General features: G+C 61.8%; 21 protein-coding genes. 16 read left to right on the top strand and 5 right to left on the bottom strand.

The genetic code is table 11. From position 1 onward, the window contains the following. Positions 1-27 precede the first annotated feature (27 nt). A complete protein-coding gene (locus DLD99_RS02860) occupies positions 28-1,566 on the bottom strand; it encodes an HDOD domain-containing protein (RefSeq protein ID WP_114881204.1) in 1,539 nt (512 codons plus the stop codon). Positions 1,567-1,732: 166 nt separating this feature from the next. Here DLD99_RS02860 and motA point away from each other — a divergent pair, with 166 nt between their 5' ends. Together motA and motB are read left to right on the top strand one after the other, a co-directional pair. Continuing rightward, positions 1,733-2,584: a flagellar motor stator protein MotA gene (gene motA, locus DLD99_RS02865; RefSeq protein WP_114881205.1), complete on the top strand. Its 852-nt coding sequence runs from the start codon at positions 1,733-1,735 to the stop codon at positions 2,582-2,584. A gap of 3 nt (positions 2,585-2,587) precedes the next feature. Next, the gene (gene motB, locus DLD99_RS02870) at positions 2,588-3,664 is read left to right on the top strand and encodes a flagellar motor protein MotB (protein WP_114881206.1); all 1,077 of its coding nucleotides are present in this window, start codon (positions 2,588-2,590) and stop codon (positions 3,662-3,664) included. 48 nt (positions 3,665-3,712) lie between these two features. Here motB and rsgA read toward each other — a convergent pair whose 3' ends face one another. After that, entirely contained in the window at positions 3,713-4,744 is a 1,032-nt protein-coding gene (rsgA, locus tag DLD99_RS02875; RefSeq protein ID WP_085711151.1) for a small ribosomal subunit biogenesis GTPase RsgA, read from the bottom strand. A gap of 107 nt (positions 4,745-4,851) precedes the next feature. On the opposite strand from rsgA, the gene orn reads away from it, so the two are divergent. Both orn and DLD99_RS02885 read left to right on the top strand, forming a co-directional pair. Then, positions 4,852-5,394, top strand: a complete 543-nt coding sequence (gene orn, locus DLD99_RS02880) for an oligoribonuclease (protein ID WP_114881207.1) — start codon at positions 4,852-4,854, stop codon at positions 5,392-5,394. Between the two features lie 145 nt (positions 5,395-5,539). Continuing rightward, positions 5,540-6,151, top strand: coding sequence for a trimeric intracellular cation channel family protein (locus DLD99_RS02885; protein WP_064593093.1), 612 nt, complete (start codon positions 5,540-5,542; stop codon positions 6,149-6,151). Here the strand turns inward: DLD99_RS02885 and queG are convergent. Next, positions 6,133-7,212, bottom strand: coding sequence for a tRNA epoxyqueuosine(34) reductase QueG (gene queG, locus DLD99_RS02890; protein ID WP_085711152.1), 1,080 nt, complete (start codon positions 7,210-7,212; stop codon positions 6,133-6,135). The genes DLD99_RS02885 and queG overlap by 19 nt on opposite strands. 63 nt (positions 7,213-7,275) lie before the next feature. On the opposite strand from queG, the gene DLD99_RS02895 reads away from it, so the two are divergent. From DLD99_RS02895 to DLD99_RS02950, 12 genes are all read left to right on the top strand, one after another. Continuing rightward, on the top strand, positions 7,276-8,775 hold the full coding sequence (locus DLD99_RS02895) for an NAD(P)H-hydrate dehydratase (RefSeq protein ID WP_114881208.1): 1,500 nt from the start codon (positions 7,276-7,278) through the stop codon (positions 8,773-8,775). Next, positions 8,763-9,233: a tRNA (adenosine(37)-N6)-threonylcarbamoyltransferase complex ATPase subunit type 1 TsaE gene (gene tsaE / locus DLD99_RS02900; protein WP_114881209.1), complete on the top strand. Its 471-nt coding sequence runs from the start codon at positions 8,763-8,765 to the stop codon at positions 9,231-9,233. Before DLD99_RS02895 ends, tsaE begins: the two co-directional genes overlap by 13 nt. Before the next feature lie 51 nt (positions 9,234-9,284). Then, entirely contained in the window at positions 9,285-10,670 is a 1,386-nt protein-coding gene (locus DLD99_RS02905; protein WP_371320912.1) for an N-acetylmuramoyl-L-alanine amidase, read from the top strand. Next, positions 10,667-12,574, top strand: coding sequence for a DNA mismatch repair endonuclease MutL (mutL, locus tag DLD99_RS02910; RefSeq protein ID WP_114881210.1), 1,908 nt, complete (start codon positions 10,667-10,669; stop codon positions 12,572-12,574). Before DLD99_RS02905 ends, mutL begins: the two co-directional genes overlap by 4 nt. After that, positions 12,574-13,545: a tRNA (adenosine(37)-N6)-dimethylallyltransferase MiaA gene (gene miaA / locus DLD99_RS02915; protein WP_114881211.1), complete on the top strand. Its 972-nt coding sequence runs from the start codon at positions 12,574-12,576 to the stop codon at positions 13,543-13,545. Before mutL ends, miaA begins: the two co-directional genes overlap by 1 nt. 93 nt (positions 13,546-13,638) lie before the next feature. Then, a complete protein-coding gene (gene hfq / locus DLD99_RS02920) occupies positions 13,639-13,899 on the top strand; it encodes an RNA chaperone Hfq (RefSeq protein ID WP_007902656.1) in 261 nt (86 codons plus the stop codon). A gap of 12 nt (positions 13,900-13,911) precedes the next feature. Further along, complete coding sequence (gene hflX / locus DLD99_RS02925; RefSeq protein ID WP_064379099.1) at positions 13,912-15,213, top strand: ribosome rescue GTPase HflX; 1,302 nt, start codon at positions 13,912-13,914, stop codon at positions 15,211-15,213. Positions 15,214-15,309: 96 nt separating this feature from the next. Next, positions 15,310-16,482 (top strand): FtsH protease activity modulator HflK, encoded by a 1,173-nt coding sequence (gene hflK, locus DLD99_RS02930; RefSeq protein WP_085711157.1) that lies wholly within the window; start codon positions 15,310-15,312, stop codon positions 16,480-16,482. Next, entirely contained in the window at positions 16,482-17,351 is an 870-nt protein-coding gene (hflC, locus tag DLD99_RS02935) for a protease modulator HflC (RefSeq protein ID WP_027611416.1), read from the top strand. Before hflK ends, hflC begins: the two co-directional genes overlap by 1 nt. A gap of 313 nt (positions 17,352-17,664) precedes the next feature. Beyond that, the gene (locus tag DLD99_RS02940; RefSeq protein WP_114881212.1) at positions 17,665-18,852 is read left to right on the top strand and encodes an ATP phosphoribosyltransferase regulatory subunit; all 1,188 of its coding nucleotides are present in this window, start codon (positions 17,665-17,667) and stop codon (positions 18,850-18,852) included. A gap of 54 nt (positions 18,853-18,906) precedes the next feature. Further along, entirely contained in the window at positions 18,907-20,196 is a 1,290-nt protein-coding gene (locus DLD99_RS02945; protein ID WP_085711159.1) for an adenylosuccinate synthase, read from the top strand. Between the two features lie 140 nt (positions 20,197-20,336). Next, positions 20,337-22,271: a methyl-accepting chemotaxis protein gene (locus tag DLD99_RS02950; protein ID WP_114881213.1), complete on the top strand. Its 1,935-nt coding sequence runs from the start codon at positions 20,337-20,339 to the stop codon at positions 22,269-22,271. Between the two features lie 41 nt (positions 22,272-22,312). Here the strand turns inward: DLD99_RS02950 and DLD99_RS02955 are convergent, their stop codons facing one another. Together DLD99_RS02955 and DLD99_RS02960 are read right to left on the bottom strand one after the other, a co-directional pair. Continuing rightward, a complete protein-coding gene (locus DLD99_RS02955) occupies positions 22,313-23,878 on the bottom strand; it encodes an ABC transporter permease (protein WP_114881214.1) in 1,566 nt (521 codons plus the stop codon). After that, positions 23,878-24,888 carry an extracellular solute-binding protein gene (locus DLD99_RS02960; protein WP_114881215.1) on the bottom strand — a complete coding sequence of 337 codons (1,011 nt, stop codon included), beginning with the start codon at positions 24,886-24,888 and terminating at the stop codon, positions 23,878-23,880. Before DLD99_RS02960 ends, DLD99_RS02955 begins: the two co-directional genes overlap by 1 nt. Positions 24,889-24,951 lie beyond the last annotated feature (63 nt).

Below are 24,951 nucleotides of genomic sequence, written 5' to 3' on the forward strand. Positions count from 1 at the left end.
GAGCACAAAGGGGAAGGATTGTAGCTGTCATTGGCCGCGCTGGCTAAAGCTGTGCAGGGCTTTCTCGATGCACTGCGCGGTTTTGCCGAAGGCTTGCACGGTGATGTCGGCGAACGGTCCGCCACCCTGGTCGGCGACCACGATCATGATCACCCGGCCGTTATGGACCAGCGAGCGCAGAAACAGATGTTCGCCACGAAACAGCGTACGCAGGGACGGCGGCAGCAGGGCGGAAAACTGGGCGTTGTTCTCCGGAGTGATCCGCACTTGTGCCTGCTGCGCGAGCAGGCGTTGCAGCACGGTGCTTTGGCTGACGACGAAATTGAGCGCAGCGGCTTCCTTCGGCAACCCGGAAATCTGATGCACACGCAGACTGGACTGGGTGCGGTCGGCCATCAGGATCATCACCCGACGCATGCCGCTGGCCACCAGCGCGTCGCGGGCGGCGATGGTCAGGTGCATGGCGTTGGTGAAACGGCTCGGTTCGGCCAGCAGTTCGGCGCATTGCCGGCGCCATTTGGCCAGGTCTTCGGTACTCGGCGCGGCGGCGGGCAGCATGCCGGCAGGCAAGCGACGGTTGTCCCATGGCCACAGCAGCGAAACCGCCGGGTGCCACAGATCCGGCATCGAATGCCGGCGCGCACTGTTGGCGGCCTGCTGGTGCAACTGCTGCTGCACTTCGTCCATCGGGATTTGCAGATAGAGGCTGGTCAGGTACTGCCAGCGCTCGCTGTGCGGACTGTCCCAGGCCTGTTGCGCCGACAGCGCCAGACCATTGGCCAGCAGCACGGTATTGGCCGGCTGATTGAGCCAGTTGCGCAGGGTCGGGTCGTCATCGAGGCGGTTCTGTTGGCGCAACGGGTGATCGACGTCGCGGGCGATGCGCAGAACCTTGACCAGTTCGCGTTGCTCGGTGAGCAGCAATCGATACCCCTGCTGCACCCAGATCGGCAGGCGCCAGGCTTCGACCAGTGCCGCACCGATCTTCAGCAGGCGCACGCCGAACAATTGTTTTTCCACGTCGCGGGCCGATTCGCCCTTGTGGATGACCCGTACTTCCCACTCTTCGAGCAGTTTGGGAAAGGTCAGCGCCAGCGGCCACAGCGGCGACAGAAACAGCAGGCTGCCCCAGTGAATGTCCTGCCACAGCCGTGCCAGGCGACTGGCAAAAAAGCCGTTGGCCTGTTGCGTGGCGTGCTGGCTGATCATCTGTATCTGGCGCAGGGCCTGGGGAATTTGCGCCTGCGGCTCGGCGGGCAGGCGTGCCAGCAGTTCTTCGGTGCGGGCGAGCCCCAGGCGATTGATCGCCACCTCAAGGTTTTCCGCCGGTGCGGTCAGGCTGCCCTGGGTATGGCGGTTGGCTTCGCGGATTATGCTCAGGGCCAGCGCCGGGCTGTCCTGCATCAGGTCGGCAATGTCGCGCAACGAGCTGCGATTATCGCGGATCGCCCGGCAGACCTTGTCGTGAGCCTCTTGCGGCACCGGCAGGCGCACGCCGTCGAGCAGCTTCACCCAGCCATCGAGTGTGGTCGGTCTTGCGTGTGGGACGTTCGTTTCATTAGCCATGTCTGGACGGGATCTTGATCTGCTGTAGACGCGCCCGGCACGGGCTAAATTGGCTTTTCGCCTGAACTGGCTATAGTCTGGCGCAGTTTTGCCGATAAGTAGAAGAAGAGATTTTTTAACTTCCGAATATGACCTTGAACCCGACTTAAATAAGTACTTTCTACCTATGGCTAAAATTATCGGCATCATCGTCGTATTCGCGAGCGTGCTCGGCGGATACGTGCTTTCCCACGGCAAGATTGCCGCCCTGATCCAGCCCTTCGAGGTGATGATCATCGGCGGTGCGGCACTTGGAGCATTCCTCCAGGCCAACCCCGGTTACATGACCATGCACGTGCTCAAGAAATCCTTGGGCATGTTCAGCTCGCGTTTCAGCCACACGTTCTATCTGGAAGTGCTTGGCCTGATCTACGAAATCCTCAACAAGAGCCGCCGTGAAGGCATGATGGCCATCGAAGGCGACATCGAAGATGCCGCTGCGAGCCCGATCTTCGCCAAGTACCCGGCGGTGCTGAAAGACGAACGCATGACCGCGTTCATCTGCGATTACCTGCGCATCATGTCGTCCGGCAACATGGCGCCGCACGAACTCGAAGGCCTGTTCGACATGGAGCTTTACAGCCTCAAGGAAGAACTGGAGCATCCTTCCCACGCGGTCAACGGCATTGCCGACGGCATGCCCGGTTTCGGTATCGTCGCGGCGGTACTGGGTATCGTGGTGACCATGGCCTCTCTGGGCGAGGGCGATCAGAAGTCCATCGGTCTGCACGTGGGTGCGGCACTGGTCGGTACCTTCTTCGGTATCTTGGCGGCCTACGGCTTCTTCGGCCCGCTGGCGCATTCCCTGGCCCACGATGCCAAGGAAGAGCTCAACGTCTACGAAGCCATCAAGGCTTCGCTGGTGGCTTCGGCTTCCGGCATGCCGCCGTCGCTGGCCGTGGAATTCGGGCGCAAGGTTCTGTACCCGGCTCACCGTCCTAGCTTCGCCGAGCTGGAACAAGCGGTTCGCGGTCGCTAAGTCATGGAAAATAACCAGCCGATAATCATCAAGCGCGTCAAGCGCTACGGTGGCGGGCATCATGGCGGGGCGTGGAAGATCGCCTTCGCCGACTTCGCGACGGCGATGATGGCGTTCTTCCTGGTGCTGTGGCTGCTGTCCACCGCAACACCGGAACAGAAGATCGCCATTGCCGGCTACTTCAAGGATCCGGTCGGCTTCTCCGAGAGCGGCACGCCTTACATCATCGACCTGGGCGGCACGCCGACCCTGGCGCCGGAAAACACCCTCAACCCTGAAGTGAAGTCTCAGCCGCAACCGGACAAGGTCACGGTCGACACCGATCAGGTTGAAGGCATGGCCGAGCAGGTCGAGAAGGAGCGTCTGGAACTGTTGCTGCAGGAACTGCAGAACAAGGTCGACGAGAATCCGCAACTGCAGAAGTTCAAGGATCAGATCCTGTTCGAGATCACGCCGAACGGCTTGCGCATCCAGATCATGGACGCCGAGAACCGGCCGATGTTCGACTCCGGTTCTGCACGCCTGAAGCCGTACTTCGAAGACATCCTGCTGGCCATGGCCGACACCATCAAAGCGGTGCCGAACAAGATCAGCATCAGCGGTCACACCGATGCCAAGCCGTACACCGGCACCGGTGATTTCGGTAACTGGGAGCTCTCGGCCAACCGTGCCAACGCCGCCCGGCGTGCGCTGGTGGCGGGCAGCTATCCGGACGGCCAAGTGGCTCGCGTGGTGGGTTACGCCTCGTCGGCACTGTTCGACAAGGAGAACCCGTTCAACCCGGTCAACCGCCGTATCGACATCGTGGTGTTGACCAAAAAGGCCCAGGCCGCCATCGAAGGTTCGCAAGGCGCTGAACCAGCGAAACCGGCCGAAGGGCAGAACGGCGCCGATCCGGCCAAACCGGTCGACCCGAACGCCTTGCCAGCGGATCAGCAGCCAGTGCCGGCCCACGAGTTGCGCGAACGGTTGAATCTGTTCGACGACCCGCTGCCGAAACCGGCCGAGCCGGGCAGCGCAGCGCCAGCCCCGGCGCCTGCTGCACCGGCCACTGCACCGGCCCCCGCGCCGAAACAGTGACCCACAAAAAAGCCGCGAGATGATCGCGGCTTTTTTGTGTCTGGCTGCTTAGTAGCCGTTTTCCGGCAGGCTGGCGATGATCGAGCGGTAGCTGTTCATCCGTTGTTGCTGGATGCGTCCGTCTTCCAAAGCTTTGAGCAAGGCGCAACCCGGTTCGCGATCGTGCTTGCAGTCGCGGAAGCGGCAGGTGCCGAGCAGGTCGTCGAACTCGATGAAACCGGCCTCGACATCGGCACGGCTGACGTGGCCCAGGCCGAATTCGCGGATGCCCGGGGAGTCGATCAGTTCACCGCCGCCGGGGAAGTGGAACAGTCGCGCAGTGGTCGTGGTGTGGGTGCCCTGGCCGGACCATTCGGACAGCGGGCCGACACGGGTTTCGACGTCCGGCAGCAGGCTGTTGACCAGCGACGACTTGCCGACACCGGACTGACCGACGAACACGCTGATGCGTCCGTCGAGCAGCGTTTGCAATTGCTCCATGCCGTTGCCGTGGTGCGCCGACACTTCCAGCACCGGATAACCCAAGGTGCGGTATACCGCCAGCAACGCGTTCAGCGCCGGGGCGTTCTGTTCGTCGATCAGGTCGAATTTGTTCAGCAGCAGCAACGGACGGATGCCGGCGTGCTCGGCTGCGACCAGATAACGGTCGATCAGGTTCGCATGGGGCTCGGGCAGCGGGGCGAAGACGATGACGATCATGTCGACGTTGGCGGCCACCGGTTTGAGCTGCCCACGGCTGTCCGGGCGACACAGTTCGGTGGTGCGCGGCAGTTGCGCGACGATCACACCAATGCCCTGGTTGCCGGCGCGCCAGACCACACGGTCACCGGTCACCAGTGCGGGCAGGTTGGCCCGCAAGTGGCAACGGAAGACCTGGCCGGCCAGTTCGCCGTCAACGGCCTCGACCTCGACCTGCACACCGAAGTGAGCGATCACCAGGCCGTGCTGTTCCGGGCCCAGGTCGCCGCCTTCGAGCGCCTCGACAGCCGAGGACTCGCGTTTGGCGGCGCGGGCGGCGCGCTCGCCCTGAATCTTTTCGATGCGCCAGTTTTGACGACGATTGAGTTGGCGTTTGGCCATGGGTGTTCCGTCTGAAGAATGCAGCGATTAGGTAAAACGGCCGCGAGTTTAGCACGCCCGGACGCCGCCCTAGGCTAAACTGCGCAGCATTGCCTAGGAGCCGAAATATGCAAAACCCGCAGAACCTGATCTGGATCGACCTGGAAATGACCGGTCTGGATCCGGAAAACGATGTCATCATCGAAATGGCCACAATCGTCACCGACAGTGACCTGAACACCCTTGCCGAAGGCCCGGTGATCGCCATCCACCACAGCGACGAAGTGCTCGCCCGCATGGACGAGTGGAACACCCGCACCCACGGTAACTCCGGCCTGACCCAGCGTGTGCGTGAAAGCCGCATCAGCATGGCCGAGGCCGAGGCCGAAACCATCGCCTTCCTGGAACAGTGGGTGCCGAAGGGCAAGTCGCCGATCTGCGGCAACAGCATCTGCCAGGATCGCCGCTTCCTTTATACCCACATGAAGTCGCTGGAAAGCTACTTTCACTACCGCAACCTCGACGTCTCCACCCTCAAGGAACTGGCCGCGCGCTGGGCGCCGGACGTGCGCGACAGCTTCAAGAAGGGCAGCACTCACCTGGCACTGGATGACATCCGCGAGTCCATCGCCGAGCTGCAGCACTACCGCAAGCATTTCATCAAGTTCTGAGATCGGCGACCTTTGTGGCGAGGGAGCTTGCTCCCGCCTGGCTGCGCAGCAGCCAGATCCCCTCGTCACAGACGTTCAGCAAAACGCACTTCTGGTGCCGCCCTGAAATGGCTAGACTGCGCGCCTTCCTGCCAGGATCGCCACCATGTTGTTGATGCTCTACCTCGTCGCCATTACTGCCGAAGCCATGACCGGCGCCCTGTCTGCGGGCCGTCGCGGCATGGACTGGTTCGGTGTGGTGTTGATCGCTTGCGTCACCGCATTGGGCGGCGGTTCGGTGCGCGACGTGCTGCTCGGGCACTACCCGCTGACCTGGGTCAAACACCCGGAATACCTGGTGCTGACCACGGTCGCGGCGATGATCACCGTGTTCACGGCACGCTGGATGCGCCATCTGCGCTCGCTGTTTCTGGTGCTCGACGCGGTCGGTCTGGTGGCGTTCACCCTGATCGGCTGCATGACCGCCCTGGAAATGGGCCACGGCATGTTGGTGGCTTCGGTCAGCGGCGTGATCACCGGGGTGTTCGGCGGCATCCTGCGCGACATCTTCTGCAACGACATCCCGCTGATCTTCCGTCGCGAACTCTACGCCAGCGTCTCGTTTGCTGCGGCGTGGTGCTACATGCTGTGCCTGTTCCTGAACGTGCCGAGCGAACAGGCGATTCTGATCACCTTGTTCGGTGGCTTTCTATTGCGGCTGTTGGCAATTCGCTTCCATTGGGAAATGCCGAAGTTCGTTTATAACGACGAACATTGACGGTCGGCGTGCTGTTTCAGCGCCCATTCCACATGCTCGCGTACCAGCTCTGACGGGTATTCGCGCCGTGCCTTGAGCGCTTCCAGTACCGGGATGCTCGATGGTGCATTACCCAATCCTACCGCCAGATTGCGCAGCCAACGCTCGTAACCAGCCCGGCGCAGCGGCGAGCCTTCGGTGCTGCTGAGGAATTTGTCTTCATCCCACAGAAACAGCTCGGCCAGTTCGGCGTTGTCCAGATTGTGCCGTGGCTTGAAATCGCTTTCTCCGGACGGGCGGGCGAAGCGGTTCCACGGGCAGCAGATCTGGCAATCGTCGCAGCCGAACACGCGGTTGCCGATCAGCGGTCGCAGGTCCTCGGGGATGGCGTTCTTCAGTTCGATGGTCAGGTAGGAAATGCAGCGTCGCGCGTCCAGTACATACGGGCCGACGAAGGCGTTGGTCGGGCAGATGTCGAGACAAGCAGTGCAGCGGCCGCAATGTTCGGTGCTGTGGGGCTCATCCACCGGCAGCGGCAGGTCGACGAACAATTCGCTGAGAAAGAAATAGCTGCCGGCCTTGCGGTTCAGGACCAGGGTGTTTTTGCCGATCCAGCCAAGGCCCGCCTGCTCGGCGATGGCTTTTTCCAGCACCGGGGCGCTGTCGACGAAGGCGCGGAAGCCGAACGGGCCGATTTCGGATTGAATCTTGTCCGCCAGTTGTTGCACGCGTTTACGGATCAACTTGTGATAATCGCGGCCCAAGGCATAACGCGAGATGTAGGCTTTTTCCGGTTTCGCCAGCAATTGCGCCATTTGCGTGTCGCCTGGCAGGTAGTCCATGCGCAGGGACACCACGCGCAAGGTGCCCGGCACCAGCTCTTCCGGGTGCGAGCGTTTGCTGCCGTGGGCGCCCATGTAATCCATTTCGCCGTGGTAGCCGGCCTCGAGCCAGCGCTGCAGATGCTGCTCATGCTCGGCCAGGTCCAGACCGCTGATGCCGACTTGCTGGAAGCCCAGCTCGCGGCCCCAGTCCTTGATGGATTGGGCGAGGGCGGGAAGATCTGTGGTGATGGCGGACATGAGGCGAGAGAAACCGGAGCTGAGGTGCGTATAATTCTGCCAGACATCGGAGCCCGAAGACGCATGCCGCACACTAAAGATCAATTACCCGACGCGCTGTACCGCGCCGCGCAGGTGCAGGCACTCGACGCACGGCTGATTGCCGCCGGTACGCCGGGCTTCGAATTGATGCAGCGTGCCGCTCATGCCACCTGGCGCGCACTGGTACGCCAATGGCCTTCGGCGAACGAACTGACGGTGCTGGCCGGCCACGGCAACAACGCCGGCGATGGTTATCTGATCGCTGCACTGGCCCGCCGTGCGGGTTGGGTGGTGCAGGTGCTGGCCGTCGGCGATCCGCAACGATTGCAGGGTGATGCGGCCCTGGCGCATGCCGAAGCATTGGCCGAAGGTGTTGCGATTGCTGCGTGGACTGCTTCCAGTGAATTGCGCGGAATTCTTGTCGATGCACTGCTCGGCACCGGTCTGAGTGGTGAAGTGCGCGAGCCGTACGCGTCTGCAATTTCGGCAATCAATGCCAGCGGCCTGCCGGTGGTGGTGGTCGATATCCCTTCCGGCTTATGTGCCGATACCGGCCATGTGCTGGGCAGCGCGGTACGCGCCGATCTCACGGTGACCTTCATCGGTCTCAAGCTTGGCCTTTTTACCGGGGACGCGGCGGATCACGTCGGCAACCTGTTGTTCAACGATCTGCAAGCGCCGGCCGAAACCTGCAGTGACATTGCCGTCGCCGCCCGCCGGCTCGATGCCGCTAATCTGCCGCGTCTTCCGGCCCGGGCGCCGGCTGCGCACAAGGGGCGTTTTGGCCATGTCCTGTTGATCGGTGGCGATCACGGTTTTGGCGGGGCGATTCTGCTCAGTACCGAAAGCGCCTTGCGTAGCGGGGCCGGGATGGTGTCGCTGGCGACCCGGCCGGACCATGTCCCGGCGGCATTGAGTCGGGTGCCGGAAGCCATGGCGTTGGGCACCTCGTCGGCCAATCAACTGATGGGGTTGCTGGAAAAGGTGTCCGTATTGGTGGTCGGTCCGGGACTTGGACAGGCGAGCTGGGGCCGGGCGCTGCTGTCGGCCGCCGCCAATGCGCCGCTGCCGCAGGTGTGGGATGCCGATGCTTTGAATCTGCTGGCGTCCGGAGCTGTCACTCTGCCCAAGGATTGCGTGATCACGCCGCATCCGGGGGAGGCGGCGCGATTGTTGGGGATCAGCACTGCCGAGGTGCAGGCTGATCGGCCGGCGGCGGCGCTGGCGCTGAGCAAAAAATACACAGCGGTTGTGGTGCTCAAGGGCGCCGGTAGTCTGATCGCTCATCCCGACGGGCGTCTGGCGTTGTGTCATCAAGGCCATCCGGCCATGGCCACTGCGGGCCTCGGCGATGTGCTGGCCGGTCTGGTCGGCGCGTTGCTGGCTCAGGGCATGAATGCGTTCGACGCAGCGTGTCTTGCAGTCTGGCTGCACGCCAACGCCGGGGCGCAACAAGGTAAATTCGGCCGTGGGCTGGCGGCCAGTGATCTGATTCCAGCCATTCGTCAGTTGTTGGAGGAGCATGCACCGTGTCTGAAGTAACCCTGTACCTGGCCGATGAACAGGCGATGAGCGACTTTGGCGCACGGATCGCCCGGGTGACCGGCGGCCATGGTCTGATTTTTCTCGAAGGCAACCTCGGCATGGGCAAAACCACGCTGTCGCGGGGCATCATTCGCGGGCTGGGGCATGTCGGTGCGGTGAAAAGTCCGACCTTCACCCTGGTCGAACCATACGAGATCGGTGACATCCGCGCCTTCCACTTCGACCTGTACCGCCTGGTGGATCCGGAAGAGCTGGAGTTTCTCGGCATCCGCGACTATTTCGAAGACGACGCCCTGTGCCTGATCGAGTGGCCCGATAAAGGTGCAGGCTTTTTGCCAAAGCCCGACCTGACCATTACCATTAGCCCGCAAGGCAGCGGGCGTTCGCTGACTATTTTGTCCCAGGGCTCGCGTGGCGAGGCCTGGTGTGCCGCTTTGGCGTTGGAATCCAAATAAATGATGGGGTTAGGTATGCGCTTTCGCGCGTTGGTGGCTGCCGCTGGACTGATGTTGATGGCAGTAACCGTCAACGCTGTGGCCGAGACGAAGGTCAACAGCGTGCGCCTGTGGCGGGCGCCGGACAACACGCGCCTGGTGTTCGACCTGACCGGTCCGGTGCAGCACAGCGTCTTCACCCTTACGGCACCGGATCGACTGGTGATCGACATCAATGGCGCCACCCTTGGCGCGCCGTTGAAAGTCTCCACCGCCAACACGCCGATCACCGCCATGCGCTCGGCCCAGCGTACGCCGACCGATCTGCGGGTGGTCATCGACCTGAAGAAAGCCGTCACCCCGAAAAGCTTCTCGCTGGCGCCGAACGCGCAATATGGCAACCGTCTGGTGGTCGACCTGTTCGATAACCCGGCCGATGCCGCGCCCCCGCCAACACCGGCTCCGGCACCGACGGTCGCGACCGTTCCTGCGGTGCCTGTGACACCGGCCGAGCCTGCGATCAAACTGCCTCCGGCCCCGGCCGGCAAACGCGACATCATTGTGGTGATCGACGCCGGTCACGGTGGCGAAGACCCGGGTGCATCCGGCTCACGCGGTCAGCGCGAGAAAGACGTGGTGCTGCAGATCGCCCGTGAATTGCAACGTCAGGTCAACGGCATGAAAGGCTTCCGCGCCGAACTGACCCGTACCGGCGACTACTTCATCCCGCTGCGCGGCCGTACCGAAATCGCCCGCAAGAAAGGCGCCGACCTGTTCGTCTCGATCCACGCCGATGCCGCGCCGTCTGCGGCCGCGTTCGGTGCATCGGTGTTTGCCCTGTCCGACCGTGGCGCAACGTCGGAGACCGCCCGTTGGCTGGCCGACAGCGAAAACCGTTCCGACCTGATCGGCGGTGCCGGCAACGTCAGCCTCGACGACAAGGACCGCATGCTCGCCGGCGTTCTGCTCGACCTGTCGATGACTGCCTCGCTGACCTCCAGCCTCAATGTCGGTCAGAAAGTCCTGACCAACATCGGCCGTGTCACGCCGTTGCACAAGCAGCGCGTGGAGCAAGCCGGGTTCATGGTGCTGAAATCGCCGGACATCCCGTCGATCCTGGTGGAAACCGGCTTCATCTCCAACGCCAACGAAGCGAACAAGCTCTCGGCCTCGAGCCACCAGCAGGCGCTGGCGCGTTCGATCAGCAGCGGCGTGCGTCAGTTCTTCCAGCAGAACCCGCCACCGGGCACTTACATTGCGTGGCTGCGTGATTCGGGCAAGATCGCCCAGGGGCCACGTGATCACCGGGTTAGTCCGGGTGAGACCCTGGCGATGATCGCGGTGCGTTATCAGGTGTCGGCCGCTACATTGCGCAGCGCCAATAACCTGAGCAGCGACGAGTTGAAGGTCGGTCAGCACCTGACCATTCCGGGCACCGAACTGGCGTCCAAAGAATGAATCAGGTTCTGAACGCAGCGCGCATCGAACTGCTCAGCCCGCGGCTGGCGAACCAGATCGCCGCCGGTGAGGTGGTCGAGCGCCCGGCTTCGGTGATCAAGGAGTTACTGGAAAACAGCCTCGACTCTGGTGCCAAGCGTATCGACGTCGATGTCGAGCAGGGCGGCGTCAAACTGCTGCGAGTGCGCGACGATGGCAGCGGCATTTCCGCCGATGACTTACCGCTGGCCCTGGCCCGTCACGCCACCAGCAAGATCCGCAACCTTGAAGACCTCGAACAGGTGATGAGCCTGGGTTTCCGGGGCGAGGCTCTGGCGTCGATCAGCTCCGTGGCGCGCCTGACCCTGACGTCGCGTACCCGCGACGCTGATCAGGCCTGGCAGGTCGAGACCGAAGGCCGCGACATGGCGCCCCGCGTGCAGCCGGCGGCGCATCCGGTCGGCACCTCGGTGGAGGTTCGCGACCTGTTCTTCAACACCCCGGCACGGCGCAAATTCCTCAAGACCGAAAAAACCGAATTCGATCACCTGCAGGAAGTGATCAAGCGTCTGGCGCTGGCGCGTTTCGACGTGGCGTTCCATTTGCGTCACAACGGCAAGACCATCCTCAGTCTGCACGAGGCCCACGATGATGCGGCCCGCGCCCGGCGTGTGGCGGCGATCTGCGGTTCGGGTTTCCTGGAGCAGGCGCTGCCGATCGAGATCGAACGCAACGGCCTGCACCTGTGGGGCTGGGTCGGTCTGCCGACCTTCAACCGCAGCCAGGCGGACTTGCAGTATTTCTTCGTCAACGGCCGTGCCGTGCGCGACAAACTGGTGGCCCACGCGGTGCGCCAGGCTTATCGCGATGTGCTCTTCAACGGCCGGCATCCGACGTTCGCGCTGTTTTTCGAGGTGGATCCGGCAGCGGTCGACGTCAACGTGCACCCGACCAAGCACGAAGTGCGCTTCCGTGACGGACGCATGGTGCATGACTTCCTTTATGGCACCCTGCACCGTGCGCTGGGCGATGTACGACCGGAAGATCAGCTTGCCGGCTCGGTCACTACTGCCATCGTGCGACCCACCGGTCTCGAGGCCGGCGAGTTCGGCCCGCAGGGTGAGATGCGCCTGGCGGCCAATGCGTTGCTGGAGCAGCCGCAAGCGCAACCAGCGTTCAATACCTCGTCGGGCGTCAGCACTGGCGGCGCTTATCAATATCAGTACACGCCACGTCCGCAACCTGCCGTCCCGGCTGCCGAGGCCCAAGCCGCGTATCGCGAGTTTTTCGCGCCGCTGCCCGAGGCGAATGCCAACGCGCTGCCGACCGGACAGGAAGATATTCCGCCACTGGGTTACGCACTGGCGCAGCTCAAGGGCATCTACATTCTGTCCGAGAACGCCCATGGCCTGGTTTTGGTGGACATGCACGCCGCTCACGAACGGATCATGTATGAGCGCCTGAAGATCGCTATGGCCAGCGAAGGTTTGAGCGGCCAGCCGTTGCTGGTGCCGGAGTCGCTGGCGGTCAGTCAGCGCGAGGCCGATTGTGCTGAAGAGCATGCGGCTTGGTTCCAGCGTCTCGGGTTCGAGTTGCAGCGTCTGGGCCCGGAAACCCTGGCGATCCGGCAGATTCCGGCCCTGCTCAAGCAGGCCGAGGCCAACCGTCTGGTGGGCGACGTGCTGTCGGACCTGATGGAGTACGGCACCAGCGACCGGATCCAGGCACACCTGAACGAACTGCTCGGCACCATGGCCTGTCACGGCGCGATCCGCGCCAACCGCCGCCTGGCCTTGCCGGAAATGAACGGCCTGTTGCGCGACATGGAAAACACCGAGCGCAGCGGTCAATGCAACCATGGCCGACCGACCTGGACCCAACTGGGCTTGGACGATCTGGACAAACTGTTCCTGCGCGGTCGTTGATGAGCCAGCTTCCTCCAGCGATTTTCCTGATGGGCCCGACCGCTGCGGGCAAGACCGACCTGGCCATCGAACTGACCAAGGTGCTGCCGTGCGAGCTGATCAGTGTCGATTCGGCGCTGGTCTATCGCGGCATGGACATCGGCACGGCCAAGCCATCAAAAGAGCTGCTGGCCGAGTATCCACATCGCCTGATCGACATTCTCGACCCGGCCGAGGCTTATTCGGCTGCGGATTTCCGCCGCGATGCCCTGCAAGCCATGGCCGAAATCACCGCGCGCGGAAAAATTCCGCTGCTGGTGGGCGGCACGATGCTCTATTACAAGGCTTTGGTCGAAGGTCTGGCCGATATGCCGGCGGCGGATCCCGAAATTCGTGCGCAGATCGAAGAAGAGGCTGCACGCCTTGGCTGGCAAGCCCTGCACGATCAACTGGCAGTGATTGATCCGGAATCGGCGGCGCGTATTCACCCGAACGATCCGCAACGCCTGAGTCGTGCACTGGAAGTTTATCGGGTCAGCGGTCAGAGCATGACTGAACTGCGGCTGAAACAATCTGTACAAAGTACCGAAGCGGCGGCATCGGGACGGCGACAATTGCCCTATACTGTCGCGAACTTGGCCATTGCTCCGGCAAATCGTCAGGTACTGCATGACCGCATTAAACAAAGATTCACAAATATGCTGGAACAGGGATTCATCGACGAGGTCGTAGCCCTGCGTAATAGAAGTGACCTGCATGCCGGGTTGCCGTCTATACGTGCGGTAGGCTACCGCCAAGTCTGGGATTACCTGGATGGCAAGCTGACGGTGGCCGAAATGCAGGAGCGGGGCATCATCGCCACGCGCCAATTGGCCAAACGCCAGTTTACCTGGCTGCGCAGCTGGGACGATTTGCACTGGCTCGACAGTTTGGATTGCGACAATCTGCCACGCACCTTGAAATACCTTGGGACCATCTCCATATTGAGCTGAGTCCTTGCAATTGCCGTCTATCCTTGGGGGTGTGGCGGCAAAAGCCATCTGATTACCTATTTTTTATATTGAATCCTTAAAGGAGTGCGGCACATGTCAAAAGGGCATTCGCTACAAGACCCTTACTTGAATACTTTACGTAAAGAGAAAGTTGGGGTTTCCATCTACCTGGTCAACGGTATCAAACTGCAAGGCACGATCGAATCGTTCGACCAGTTCGTTATCCTGCTGAAGAACACCGTCAGCCAGATGGTTTACAAACACGCTATCTCTACAGTCGTGCCGGTTCGTCCAATTCGTCTGCCAAGCGCAACCGAATCCGAAGCAGGTGACGCTGAGCCAGGTAACGCCTGATAGGAGTCTCCTTTGTTCTTTGAGCGCCACGGTGGTGGTGAGCGAGTCATCCTCGTTCACTTGGATGGACAGGACCCTGAGGCGCGCGAAGATCCGCAGGAGTTTCAGGAACTGGCAAATTCGGCAGGCGCCGAGACCGTTGCGTTTTTCAACGTACCGCGTCATCGGCCAACCGCCAAATACCTGATCGGCAGCGGTAAGGTCGAGGAACTTCGCGACCTGGTACACGCCGAAGAAGCCGATCTGGTGATCTTCAATCACACCCTTACGCCCAGTCAGGAACGTAACCTCGAACGTGTGTTCGAGTGTCGCGTGATCGACCGTACCGGTCTGATTCTCGATATTTTCGCCCAACGCGCCCGTACCCATGAGGGCAAGCTCCAGGTAGAACTGGCCCAGCTTGACCACATGAGCACCCGGCTGGTCCGCGGCTGGACTCACCTTGAGCGTCAGGGTGGCGGTATCGGCATGCGCGGTCCGGGTGAAACCCAGCTCGAAACCGACCGACGCCTGCTGCGGGTTCGCCTGCGCCAGATCAAGGGGCGGCTGGAAAAAGTGCGCAGTCAGCGCGAGCAGTCGCGCCGCGGCCGTTCACGTGCGGATATCCCTACCGTGTCTCTGGTGGGATACACCAACGCCGGCAAATCCACGCTGTTCAATAACGTGACGAAGTCCGAGGTCTATGCGGCCGACCAGCTGTTCGCCACGCTGGATCCGACCCTGCGCCGTCTGGAACTGGACGACCTGGGGCCGATCGTTCTGGCCGACACCGTGGGCTTCATTCGTCACTTGCCGCACAAGCTGGTCGAGGCATTTCGGTCTACGCTCGAAGAGTCGAGCAATTCCGACCTGCTGTTGCACGTGATCGATGCGGCCGAACCGGATCGCATGTTGCAGATCGAGCAGGTGATGGTGGTGCTGGGCGAGATTGGTGCCCAGGACTTGCCGATCCTCGAGGTCTATAACAAACTCGATTTGCTTGAAGGCGTTGAGCCACAAATCCAGCGCGACGAAAACGGCAAGCCTCAACGGGTCTGGTTGTCGGCGCGTGATGGCACTGGTCTGGAATTGCTTGAGCAAGCCATTGCCGAATTGCTGGGCAGTGATTTGTTTGTCGGAACCTTGCGTCTGCCCCAGCGGTTTGCGCGTCTGCGTGCACAGTTCTTCGAGCTGGGCGCGGTACAGAAAGAAGAATACGACGAAGAAGGTGTCAGCTTGCTGGCCATTCGATTGCCACGCTCGGAGCTCAATCGACTGGTCAGTCGTGAAGGCGTTGTGCCGACGGAGTTCATCGAGCAACACACTTTGCAATAAAAGCCTGAAAAAGCGGTTGTGCCGCAACGGCAGGCATTCTGTAGCATTGGTCGGCGCGCCGTGGGTGCGTCTTTGCTTTATCAGATGGAGAGCGCTATGGCTTGGAATGAGCCGGGTGGCAACTCGAACAATCAGGATCCTTGGGGTGGCAAGCGCCGCAATAACGGCGACCGCAAGGGACCACCAGATCTCGACGAGGCCTTCCGAAAGCTGCAGGAAAGCCTGAACGGGTTGTTCGGTGGTGGTAAGAAACGGGGTGGTGATGACGGTGGCGGTTCGGGCAAGAGTGGCGGCTTCGGCGGCCTGCTCGGCATCGGCCTCGTCGTGCTGGCGGCCGTGTGGCTGTACAGCGCGGTGTACGTGGTGGACGAGCAGGAGCAGGCCGTGGTGCTGCGCTTCGGCAAGTACTACGAGACTGTCGGCCCGGGCTTGAACATCTACTTCCCGCCGATCGACAAGAAGTACATGGAAAACGTCACGCGCGAGCGTGCCTACACCAAGCAGGGCCAGATGCTGACCGAAGACGAGAACATCGTCGAAGTGCCGCTGACCGTGCAGTACAAGATCAGCAACCTGCAGGACTTCGTGCTGAACGTCGACCAGCCGGAAATCAGCCTGCAACACGCGACCGACAGTGCGCTGCGCCATGTGGTGGGTTCCACCGCGATGGACCAGGTGCTGACCGAAGGTCGTGAGCTGATGGCCAGCGAGATCAAGGAGCGTCTGCAACGTTTCCTCGATACCTATCGCACCGGTATCACCGTCACCCAGGTCAACGTACAGAGCGCAGCGGCACCGCGTGAAGTGCAGGAAGCCTTCGATGACGTGATCCGCGCCCGTGAAGACGAGCAGCGTTCGCGCAACCAGGCTGAAACCTACGCCAACGGCGTGGTGCCGGAAGCCCGTGGTCAGGCCCAGCGCATCCTCGAAGATGCCAACGGTTACCGCGACGAAACGGTCTCCCGCGCCAAGGGTGAGGCCGATCGCTTCACCAAGCTGGTTGCCGAGTACCGCAAGGCGCCCGAGGTCACTCGTCAGCGTCTGTACCTGGACACCATGCAGGAAGTCTTCAGCAGCACCAGCAAGGTTCTCGTGACCGGCAACAAGAACGGCCAGAGCAACCTGCTTTACCTGCCGCTGGACAAGATGATTCAGAACAGTTCGGGCAGCAGTGCACCGGTCACCGGTTCAGCCGCCGCCAGCAACAACACGGATGTCGTGCCGCATGTCACTGACCTGCCGCAGACACGTACAAGGGAGACCCGCTGATGAGCAATAAATCGCTGATCGCCCTGATCGTTGGCGTTGTTGTGGTACTGGTTGGCTGGAACTGCTTCTACATCGTGGCTCAGACCGAGCGTGCGGTGCTGCTGCAGTTCGGTCGCGTGGTTCAGGCCGATGTTCAGCCGGGTCTGCATGTGAAGGTGCCTTACGTTAACCAGGTGCGTAAATTCGACGCACGTCTGATGACGCTGGATGCACCGACACAACGCTTCCTGACGCTGGAAAAGAAAGCCGTGATGGTCGATGCCTACGCCAAGTGGCGCGTGAAAGATGCCGAGCGCTTCTACACCGCGACTTCCGGTCTCAAGCAGATCGCCGACGAGCGCCTGTCCCGTCGTCTGGAGTCGGGCCTGCGTGACCAGTTCGGTAAACGTACCCTGCACGAAGTGGTGTCCGGTGAGCGCGATGCGCTGATGGCCGACATCACGGCGTCGCTGAACAAGATGGCGGAAAAAGAGCTGGGTATCGAAGTGGTCGATGTCCGGGTCAAGGCCATCGATCTGCCGAAAGAAGTGAACCGCAGCGTGTTTGAACGTATGAGCACTGAGCGTGAGCGTGAAGCTCGCGAGCACCGCGCCAAGGGTAACGAGCTGGCCGAGGGCATCCGTGCCGACGCCGATCGTCAACGCCGCGTGCTGCTGGCTGAAGCCTATCGTGAATCCGAAGAGATTCGCGGTGACGGTGATGCCCAGGCCGCTGCGATCTACTCCAAGGCCTACGGTCAGGATCAGGAGTTCTACGGTTTCTACCGCAGCCTGCGCGCCTACCGTGAAAGCTTCGCGAACAAATCCGACGTCATGGTCCTCGACCCAAGCAGCGACTTCTTCCGTTACCTGGAAAAGTCCAAGCCTTGATACGACGTTGACCTGAATCATTCCGCCCGGCGGCTAAAACCTCGGGCGGGGTGATCCTTTCGGAAAACGTGTGTATGATGCGGCAGCCGGGAAATTCCCGGCTTTTTTGCGTCTGCACGTTTGATTGCTGTTTTTGTTGCAGAAGATCGGGTTGAATGACCCGACAGTTTTTCGAGGAAAGTGATGGGCGAAGCCGGTAACAGGCCTTTCGCCGCGTCGTTCATGCGCGTGCGTTTTGAACGGGCCGGTCATTTTCTGCTTCACTCAAGGCTCGCCCTCGGGCTGGCCGCCCGGATCTAAGGGGAATGGCGTAATGGCAACGGTAGACCGCTGGCTGCTGCCAGATGGCATCGAAGAAGTACTGCCACCGGAAGCGGCGCGCATTGAAGTCGCGCGTCGTCAGGTGTTGGATCTGTTCCAGAGCTGGGGTTACGAGTTTGTCGTGACTCCCCATATCGAGTACCTGGAATCCCTGCTGACCGGCGCGGGCCAGGACCTGGATCTGCGTACCTTCAAGGTCATCGACCCGCAATCGGGCCGGCAGATGGGTTTCCGTGCCGACATCACGCCGCAAGTGGCGCGCATCGATGCGCACACCCTGCGTCGCGAAGGCCCGAGCCGTCTGTGCTACGCCGGCAGCGTGCTGCATGCCCAGCCGCGTGCCTTGTCGTCCTCGCGCAGCCCGATCCAGTTGGGCGCCGAGTTGTACGGCGATGCCAGCCCGAGCAGCGACGTTGAAGTCATCAGCCTGATGCTGGCCATGCTGCAACTGGCCGATGTGCCGGATGTGCACATGGACCTGGGCCACGTCGGCATCTACCGTGGTCTGGCCCAGGCGGCCGGTCTGTCGGGTGAAGTCGAGCAGCAGCTGTTCGATGCATTGCAACGCAAGGCCATCGACGAGGTCATTACCCTGACCGAAGGCCTGCCGGCCGATCTGTCCGGCATGCTGCGTGCGCTGGTCGACCTGTGCGGCGGCCGTGAAGTCTTGAGCGCTGCCCGTGAGCGTCTGGCCAATGCGCCGGCGCCGGTTCTGGCGGCGCTGGAAGATTTGCTGGCGATTGCCGAACGACTGTCGGCGCGCTTCCCGGAGCTGCCGCTGTACTTCGATCTGGGCGAGCTGCGCGGTTACCACTACCACACCGGTGTGGTGTTCGCCGTGTTCGTGCCGGGTGTTGGCCAGTCCATCGCTCAGGGCGGTCGCTATGACGACATCGGCGCCGACTTCGGTCGCGCCCGTCCGGCAACCGGTTTTTCCACCGATTTGAAAACCCTGGTGACCCTGGGGCGTGCTGAGGTCGAGCTACCGTCTGGCGGTATCTGGATGCCTGACAGTACGGATGCGGCACTCTGGCAGCAGGTTTGCCAGTTGCGCAGTGAGGGTCAGCGTGTCGTTCAGGCATTGCCTGGACAACCTTTGGCCGCCGCCCGTGATGCGGACTGCGACCGGCAATTGATCCAGCAGAACGGGCTTTGGCAAGTATCGCCACTGGCTTCTTGAGTTTTCCTGCCGGCCAACGCCGGCACCAAGTTTGCGCGAATGAGGACAAGTGTTATGGGTAAGAATGTCGTAGTCCTGGGCACCCAGTGGGGTGATGAGGGCAAAGGCAAGATCGTTGATCTGCTGACCGAACATGCTGCCGCCGTAGTGCGCTACCAAGGTGGCCACAACGCTGGCCACACACTGGTGATCGACGGTGAAAAAACCGTCCTGCACCTGATCCCGTCGGGCGTGCTGCGCGAAGGCGTGCAGTGCCTGATCGGCAACGGCGTGGTGGTTGCACCTGACGCCCTGCTGCGCGAGATCACCAAGCTGGAAGAGAAAGGCGTACCGGTGCGCGAGCGCCTGCGTATCAGCCCGTCCTGCCCGCTGATCCTGTCCTTCCACGTGGCGCTGGACCAGGCCCGTGAAAAGGCCCGTGGCGAGCTGAAGATCGGCACCACCGGTCGCGGCATCGGCCCGGCTTACGAAGACAAGGTTGCACGTCGTGGCCTGCGTGTGGGGGACCTGCTCAACATGCCGCGCTTCGAAGACAAGCTGCGTGAACTGGTGGACTACCACAACTTCATGCTGGTCGGTTACTACAAAGAGCCTGCCATCGAGTTCGAAAAGACCCTGGCCGAGTGCAAGGAATACGCCGAGCTGCTCAAGCCGCTGATGCTGGACGTGACTGCCGAGCTGCACGACCTGCGTCGCGCCGGCAAAGACATCATGTTCGAAGGCGCCCAGGGTTCGTTGCTCGACATCGACCACGGTACTTATCCGTACGTGACCAGCTCCAACACCACCGCCGGTGGTGTGGCGACCGGCTCGGGCGTTGGCCCGATGTTCCTGGACTACATCCTGGGCATCACCAAGGCTTACACCACTCGCGTAGGTTCGGGCCCGTTCCCGACCGAGCTGTTCGACGAAGTCGGTGCACATCTGGCCAAACAAGGTCACGAGTTCGGTGCTACCACCGGCCGTGCTCGTCGTTGCGGCTGGTTCGACGCCGTTATCCTGCGTCGCGCTATCGATGTGAACAGCATCTCGGGCATCTGCCTGACCAAGCTGGACGTACTCGACGGCCTGGAAACCATCAACATCTGCACCGGCTACAAAGACGCGCAAGGCAACGCTGTTGCGCCGACTGACGCTGACAGCTACGTAGGCCTGCAGCCTGTGTACGAAGAAGTGCCGGGCTGGACCGAATCGACCGTGGGTGCCAAGACCCTGGAAGAGCTGCCGGCCAACGCTCGCGCCTACATCAAACGCGTTGAAGAATTGATCGGCGCGCCGATCGACATTATTTCGACGGGCCCGGACCGCAACGAAACCATCGTTCTGCGTCATCCGTTCGCTTGATAAGTCGTTGATGTAAAAACACAAAGGCCCCTTCATCGGGGCCTTTGTCGTTTATGCCTGTTGGACGGCATGACCTTTGCTGTGAATCTGTCTACAAGAGTGCCATCAAATTAATGGCGTCAGAAGTAGAGGGATTCACAGTGTCGGCCGTTCTCTCACTGTTACAAAGCCGTTTGTTGCGGCCCGTATTCGTTACCCTTGGTATCGCCCTTTTGGTGCAGGTGTTGGTGGCCGTTGCCCTGACGCGGAGCACCGTCACCGCGCTGGAAGCCGACCTGGGCACTCGCCTGGGCGCCGACAGCCAGAAGCTCTCCGGTGAGCTGGAGCAGGCCGGGCGTGAAGTCACGTCGAGCCTCGACACGTTATCCACCAATACTCGTCAGCGGCTGACCGCCGGCCTGTCCTCGCGTCTGAAGGAAGAGCAGGCACAACTGCGTACGACTCTGGAAAAAGACTTGAAGGACTCGGCCAACGACATGGCCCAGTTGCTCGCCTCTGTAGCGCCTCGCGCCATGTGGGACAGCGATGTGCCGACCCTGTCCGAGTTCGCCCGTCGGGCCCAGCGCAATCCCAACGTGCTGTTCGTGGTTTACGACGACGCCACCGGCCAGCATCTGACCCGCTATCTCAACCGTGAAAACCCGATCAACAAGGCCCTTCTGGAAAAAGGTCAGGGCGAGCGGGCGCTGGATAAGGTGCTGGATGCGGCGAAGCATGATCCCTCGGTCTATTACCTCGAAGCCTCGATCAACCCCAACGGCGTGGAGATCGGCAAAGTGCTGATGGGCGTCTCGATGGCCTCGGTGGACACCGATCTGGCGGCACTCGATCAGCGCTTCTCGGCACTCATCGCCAGCAGCGATCAACTGGTCGGCGACAGTCTCAAGGGCGCCGCCGCCGACAGCGCCACGGCCATGCGCGCGCGCCTGCAGTCGGCGCAGTCCACCGCCGCCGAGATGAAAGCCAACACGACCAACACCGTACAGGACGCCGCTGCCACACTGCGCTGGCGTATCGGCATGGGGCTGGCGCTGGTCGGCGCTGGCGTGCTGTTGCTGTTGGCGGTGGTTCTCGGCCACCGCGTGGTCAACCGTTTGAAGATGCTCAACGCCGCCATGGACGACTTGGCAGCGGGCGAGGGTGATCTGACCAAACGTGTGCAGATCAACAGTAAGGACGAGATCGGCGACATGGCGTCGGCGGTCAATCGCTTTGTGGATAAGTTGCAGCCGATCGTGCGCGAGGCCGGGGATGTGGCCCAGCGCACCGGTGTGGAGATCGGCGCGATGACGCTGCGCAATGCCGGTGCCGATGCGGCTGCCGGGATGCAACGCGATGAGGTTGCTGAAAGCCTGCGCGCGCTGTCGCAAATGGCTGATGAGGCGCAGTCGGAAAGTCATGCGATGCAAGCGGCGCTGAAGCAGGTGGTGGATATTCGTCAGGCCACCGACGAGAACACCCGCACGTCGGCCAAGGTCGGCAGCCTGATCGAGGCGCTGGCGGGGCAGGTCGACACCGGGGCGAAAGTCATCGAGCGGCTGGCGCAGCAGAGCGAACAGATCGAAGTGGTACTGACCGTGATTCACGGCATCGCCGAACAGACCAATCTTCTGGCGCTCAACGCCGCCATCGAGGCGGCCCGGGCCGGGGAGACCGGTCGTGGCTTTGCGGTGGTGGCGGACGAAGTGCGGGCGCTGGCGAGCAAGACTCAGAGCTCCACCGGTGACATTCAGGCGCACATCGTGGCCTTGCAGCAGGGCGCTCGTGAGGCGGTTGAGGCGATAGGTCAGGCCGGGCGTCAGGCCAGCGAAGGTTTGCTGGTGTTGCGTGACAGTGCGCGTTTGCAGCAGTCGGTGCAGGCGTCGGTCGAGCAGGTGCATGCGGCGATTGGTCTGGCGACTCAGGCGGCGGCGCATCAGGCTCAGGGTGCGCAGGCCGTGCGCGGTCGGGTCGAGACGATTCATGCCCAGGCGGAGAAAGCCGCTCAGGCGGTGGTCGAGACCACGGCCAGCGGCAAGGTGCTGGATGGTCTGGCAGCGCAGCTCAAGGCCAGCCTGGGGCAGTTCCGGGCCTGATATCACGGGCAAAAAAAATCGCAGCTTCGGCTGCGATTTTTTTATCGGCTCAAATACATCCGGGTTGTCAGCAGGTAGACGGGCAACCCCGACACCACGATCAACAACGCCGCATAAGGCGCCGCCGCGGCAAACTCGACATTCGCGGTGTGTGCCCAGACTTCGGTCGCCAAGGTGTTGAGACCGGTCGGACTCAGCAGCAACGTCGCCGTCAGTTCCTTCATGGCATCCAGAAATACCAGCGCAAACGCTGCGCCCAGCGCCGGGAATATGATCGGCAGGGTCACTCGGCAGAACGCCGTGAACGAAGACGCGCCCAGTGTGCGGGCGGCTTCTTCCAGTTGGGGTGCCGCTTTGTTCAGCGCTGTGCGGATCGGCGCCTGAGCCAGTGGCAGGAACAGCAGCGCATACGCGATCAGCAACAACAGGGAGGTCTGATACAGCGCCGGCACGTAATGCAGGGCGAAATACACCAGCGTCAGCGCGATCACCAGCCCCGGCAGCGCATGCAGCAGATACGGCAGACGCTCGGCCCAGATCGCCAGTTGGCCTTTGTAGCGCACTACCAGCAATCCGACCGGTACCGCCAGTAGCAGACACAATCCCGCGCCGCCCAGTGACAGCGCAAGCGACGACAGCAGTGCTTCGGTGATTGCCGCCACCGGGAAGGCTGCTGACGATCCGACCGCTAGCCAGTACGCCAGCATCCCCAGTGGAATGCCGCTGCCGACAATCGCCAGCATCAGGCAATACAGTTGACCGGCAATTGCCCACGGTCCGAGTTGCACTTGCTCGGCCCGGCGCGCCGCGCCCTGGCCGGTTCGCACGTGGCGTCCCTTGCCACGCACCCGCAGTTCCAGCCATAGCAACATCAGGCACAGCGCCAGCAGCACCGCGGACAGCATTGCGGCATTGGCATTGCTGAATTCCAGCTCGAATTGCTGATAGATGGCGGTGGTGAAGGTTTGCAGGCCAATGATCGACAGTGCGCCGAATTCCACCAGCATGTGCAACGCAATCAGCAGCGAACCGGCCAGCAGCGAAGGCCAGAGCAGGGGCAGGGTGACGCGGAAAAATACGCCCCAGCGATTCTGTCCCAGTGTCCTTGCCGACTCTTCAAGGGAAGGGTCGAGATTGCGCAGAGTGGCGGCTACCGGCAGAAAGATCAGGGGATATTTCGACAGGCTCATCACCAGGATTGCCCCGCCCAGCCCTTCGAACTGCGCGCTGAGCGATACCCAGGTAAAACTGCTGACGAATGCCGGTACCGCAAACGGCAAACACAGAATCACGCCCCACAAACGCCGGCCCGGCAGGTTGCTGCGCTCCAGCAACCATGCCAGCGACAGGCCGATCACGCCGCAAGTCACGGTTACGCCGACCATCAGTGCCAGTGTGTTGCGCAGCAGGCCGAACACGTAAGGGCGCCACAGCAAATGCAGCGCCTCGGACCAGCCCGCCTGCCAGGCTTTGAGCCCGACGTAGGCCAGCGGCAACAGGCTCATCACCACCAGCAACAACACCGGCAGCACCAGCCAGATCGACGGCCGCTTGCGCCGTGGCACGTAACCCCCGCGCGTGGCGGGGGCGGATAACGAGGCGCTCATCAGTTCAGGCCAACTTCGCGTTCCAGATCCAGTGCTTCCTCGGCATTGCCCAGGTCGGCCGGGGTAACGTCCGGGGCTTCCAGCTCACTGAAAGGCTTGAGGCCACGATCCGATTCCATGCCGTTGTGCAGCGGATACTCGGCGGTGGTCTGGGTAATCACGCGCTGGCCTTCCTCGCTGGCCATGTAGGCGAGGAATTGCTGGGCTTCTTTTGGATGTTTGCTGGACTTCAGCACGGCGGCGCTGGAGACAGTGATCAAGCCGCCCACGTCGCCACCGGTGAAGTAATGCAGTTTCGAATCAAGCTTGCCTTTTTCCCGTTGCAGGGCGAACCAGTAGTAGTTGTTCACCAGCACGGTGGCGACTTCGCCGTTTTCCACAGCCTTGAGGGCGACCATGTTGTTGCTGTAGGTCTTGCCGAAGGCGCGCAGGCCGGTCAGCCATTCTTCGGCGGCTTCACGACCGTGTTTTTTGATGATGGCGACGGCCTGTTCCTGGAAGGCGCCGCTGGTGGGTACGAAACCGACCTTGCCTTGCCACTGCGGATCGGCGAAATCCAGCACCGACTTGGGCAGGTCTTTTTCATCGACCAGTTTCGGGTTGAAGGCGACCACGCGAACCCTTGCAGTGACACCGATCCAGGTGCCATTGCCGGCGACGTATTTTTTCGGCAGGACGGCCAGAGTGGCATCGTCGGTCTTGGCCAGCAGGCCGAGTTCGCCGAGGTTGTTCAGTGGCGGGGATTCTTCGGTGTAGATGACGTCGGCGGGGGAGCGGTCGCCTTCTTCGATGATCTGGCTGGCGAGCTGGTTACTGCTGCCTTTGCGCACATTGACGTGAATACCGGTCTTGGCTTCGAAGGCCTTGGCGATCGCGTCGCCGACTTCCTTGTGTTGACCGTTGTAGAGAGTCAGGGAAACCGTATCGGCAGCCTGGGTGAGGGGAGTGGCGAGTGCCAGGCCGAGCAGGGTGAAGGTCAAGCCGCGGCGCAGGGTATTTCGAAACATCATTCGCAGGGTTCCTCACTGTCGCATTGCAAAAACTTGCAACAATGATAAACGATATCGTTTCTC

The organism is Pseudomonas kribbensis (assembly GCF_003352185.1).
In the GTDB taxonomy this organism is placed as follows: domain Bacteria; phylum Pseudomonadota; class Gammaproteobacteria; order Pseudomonadales; family Pseudomonadaceae; genus Aquipseudomonas; species Aquipseudomonas kribbensis.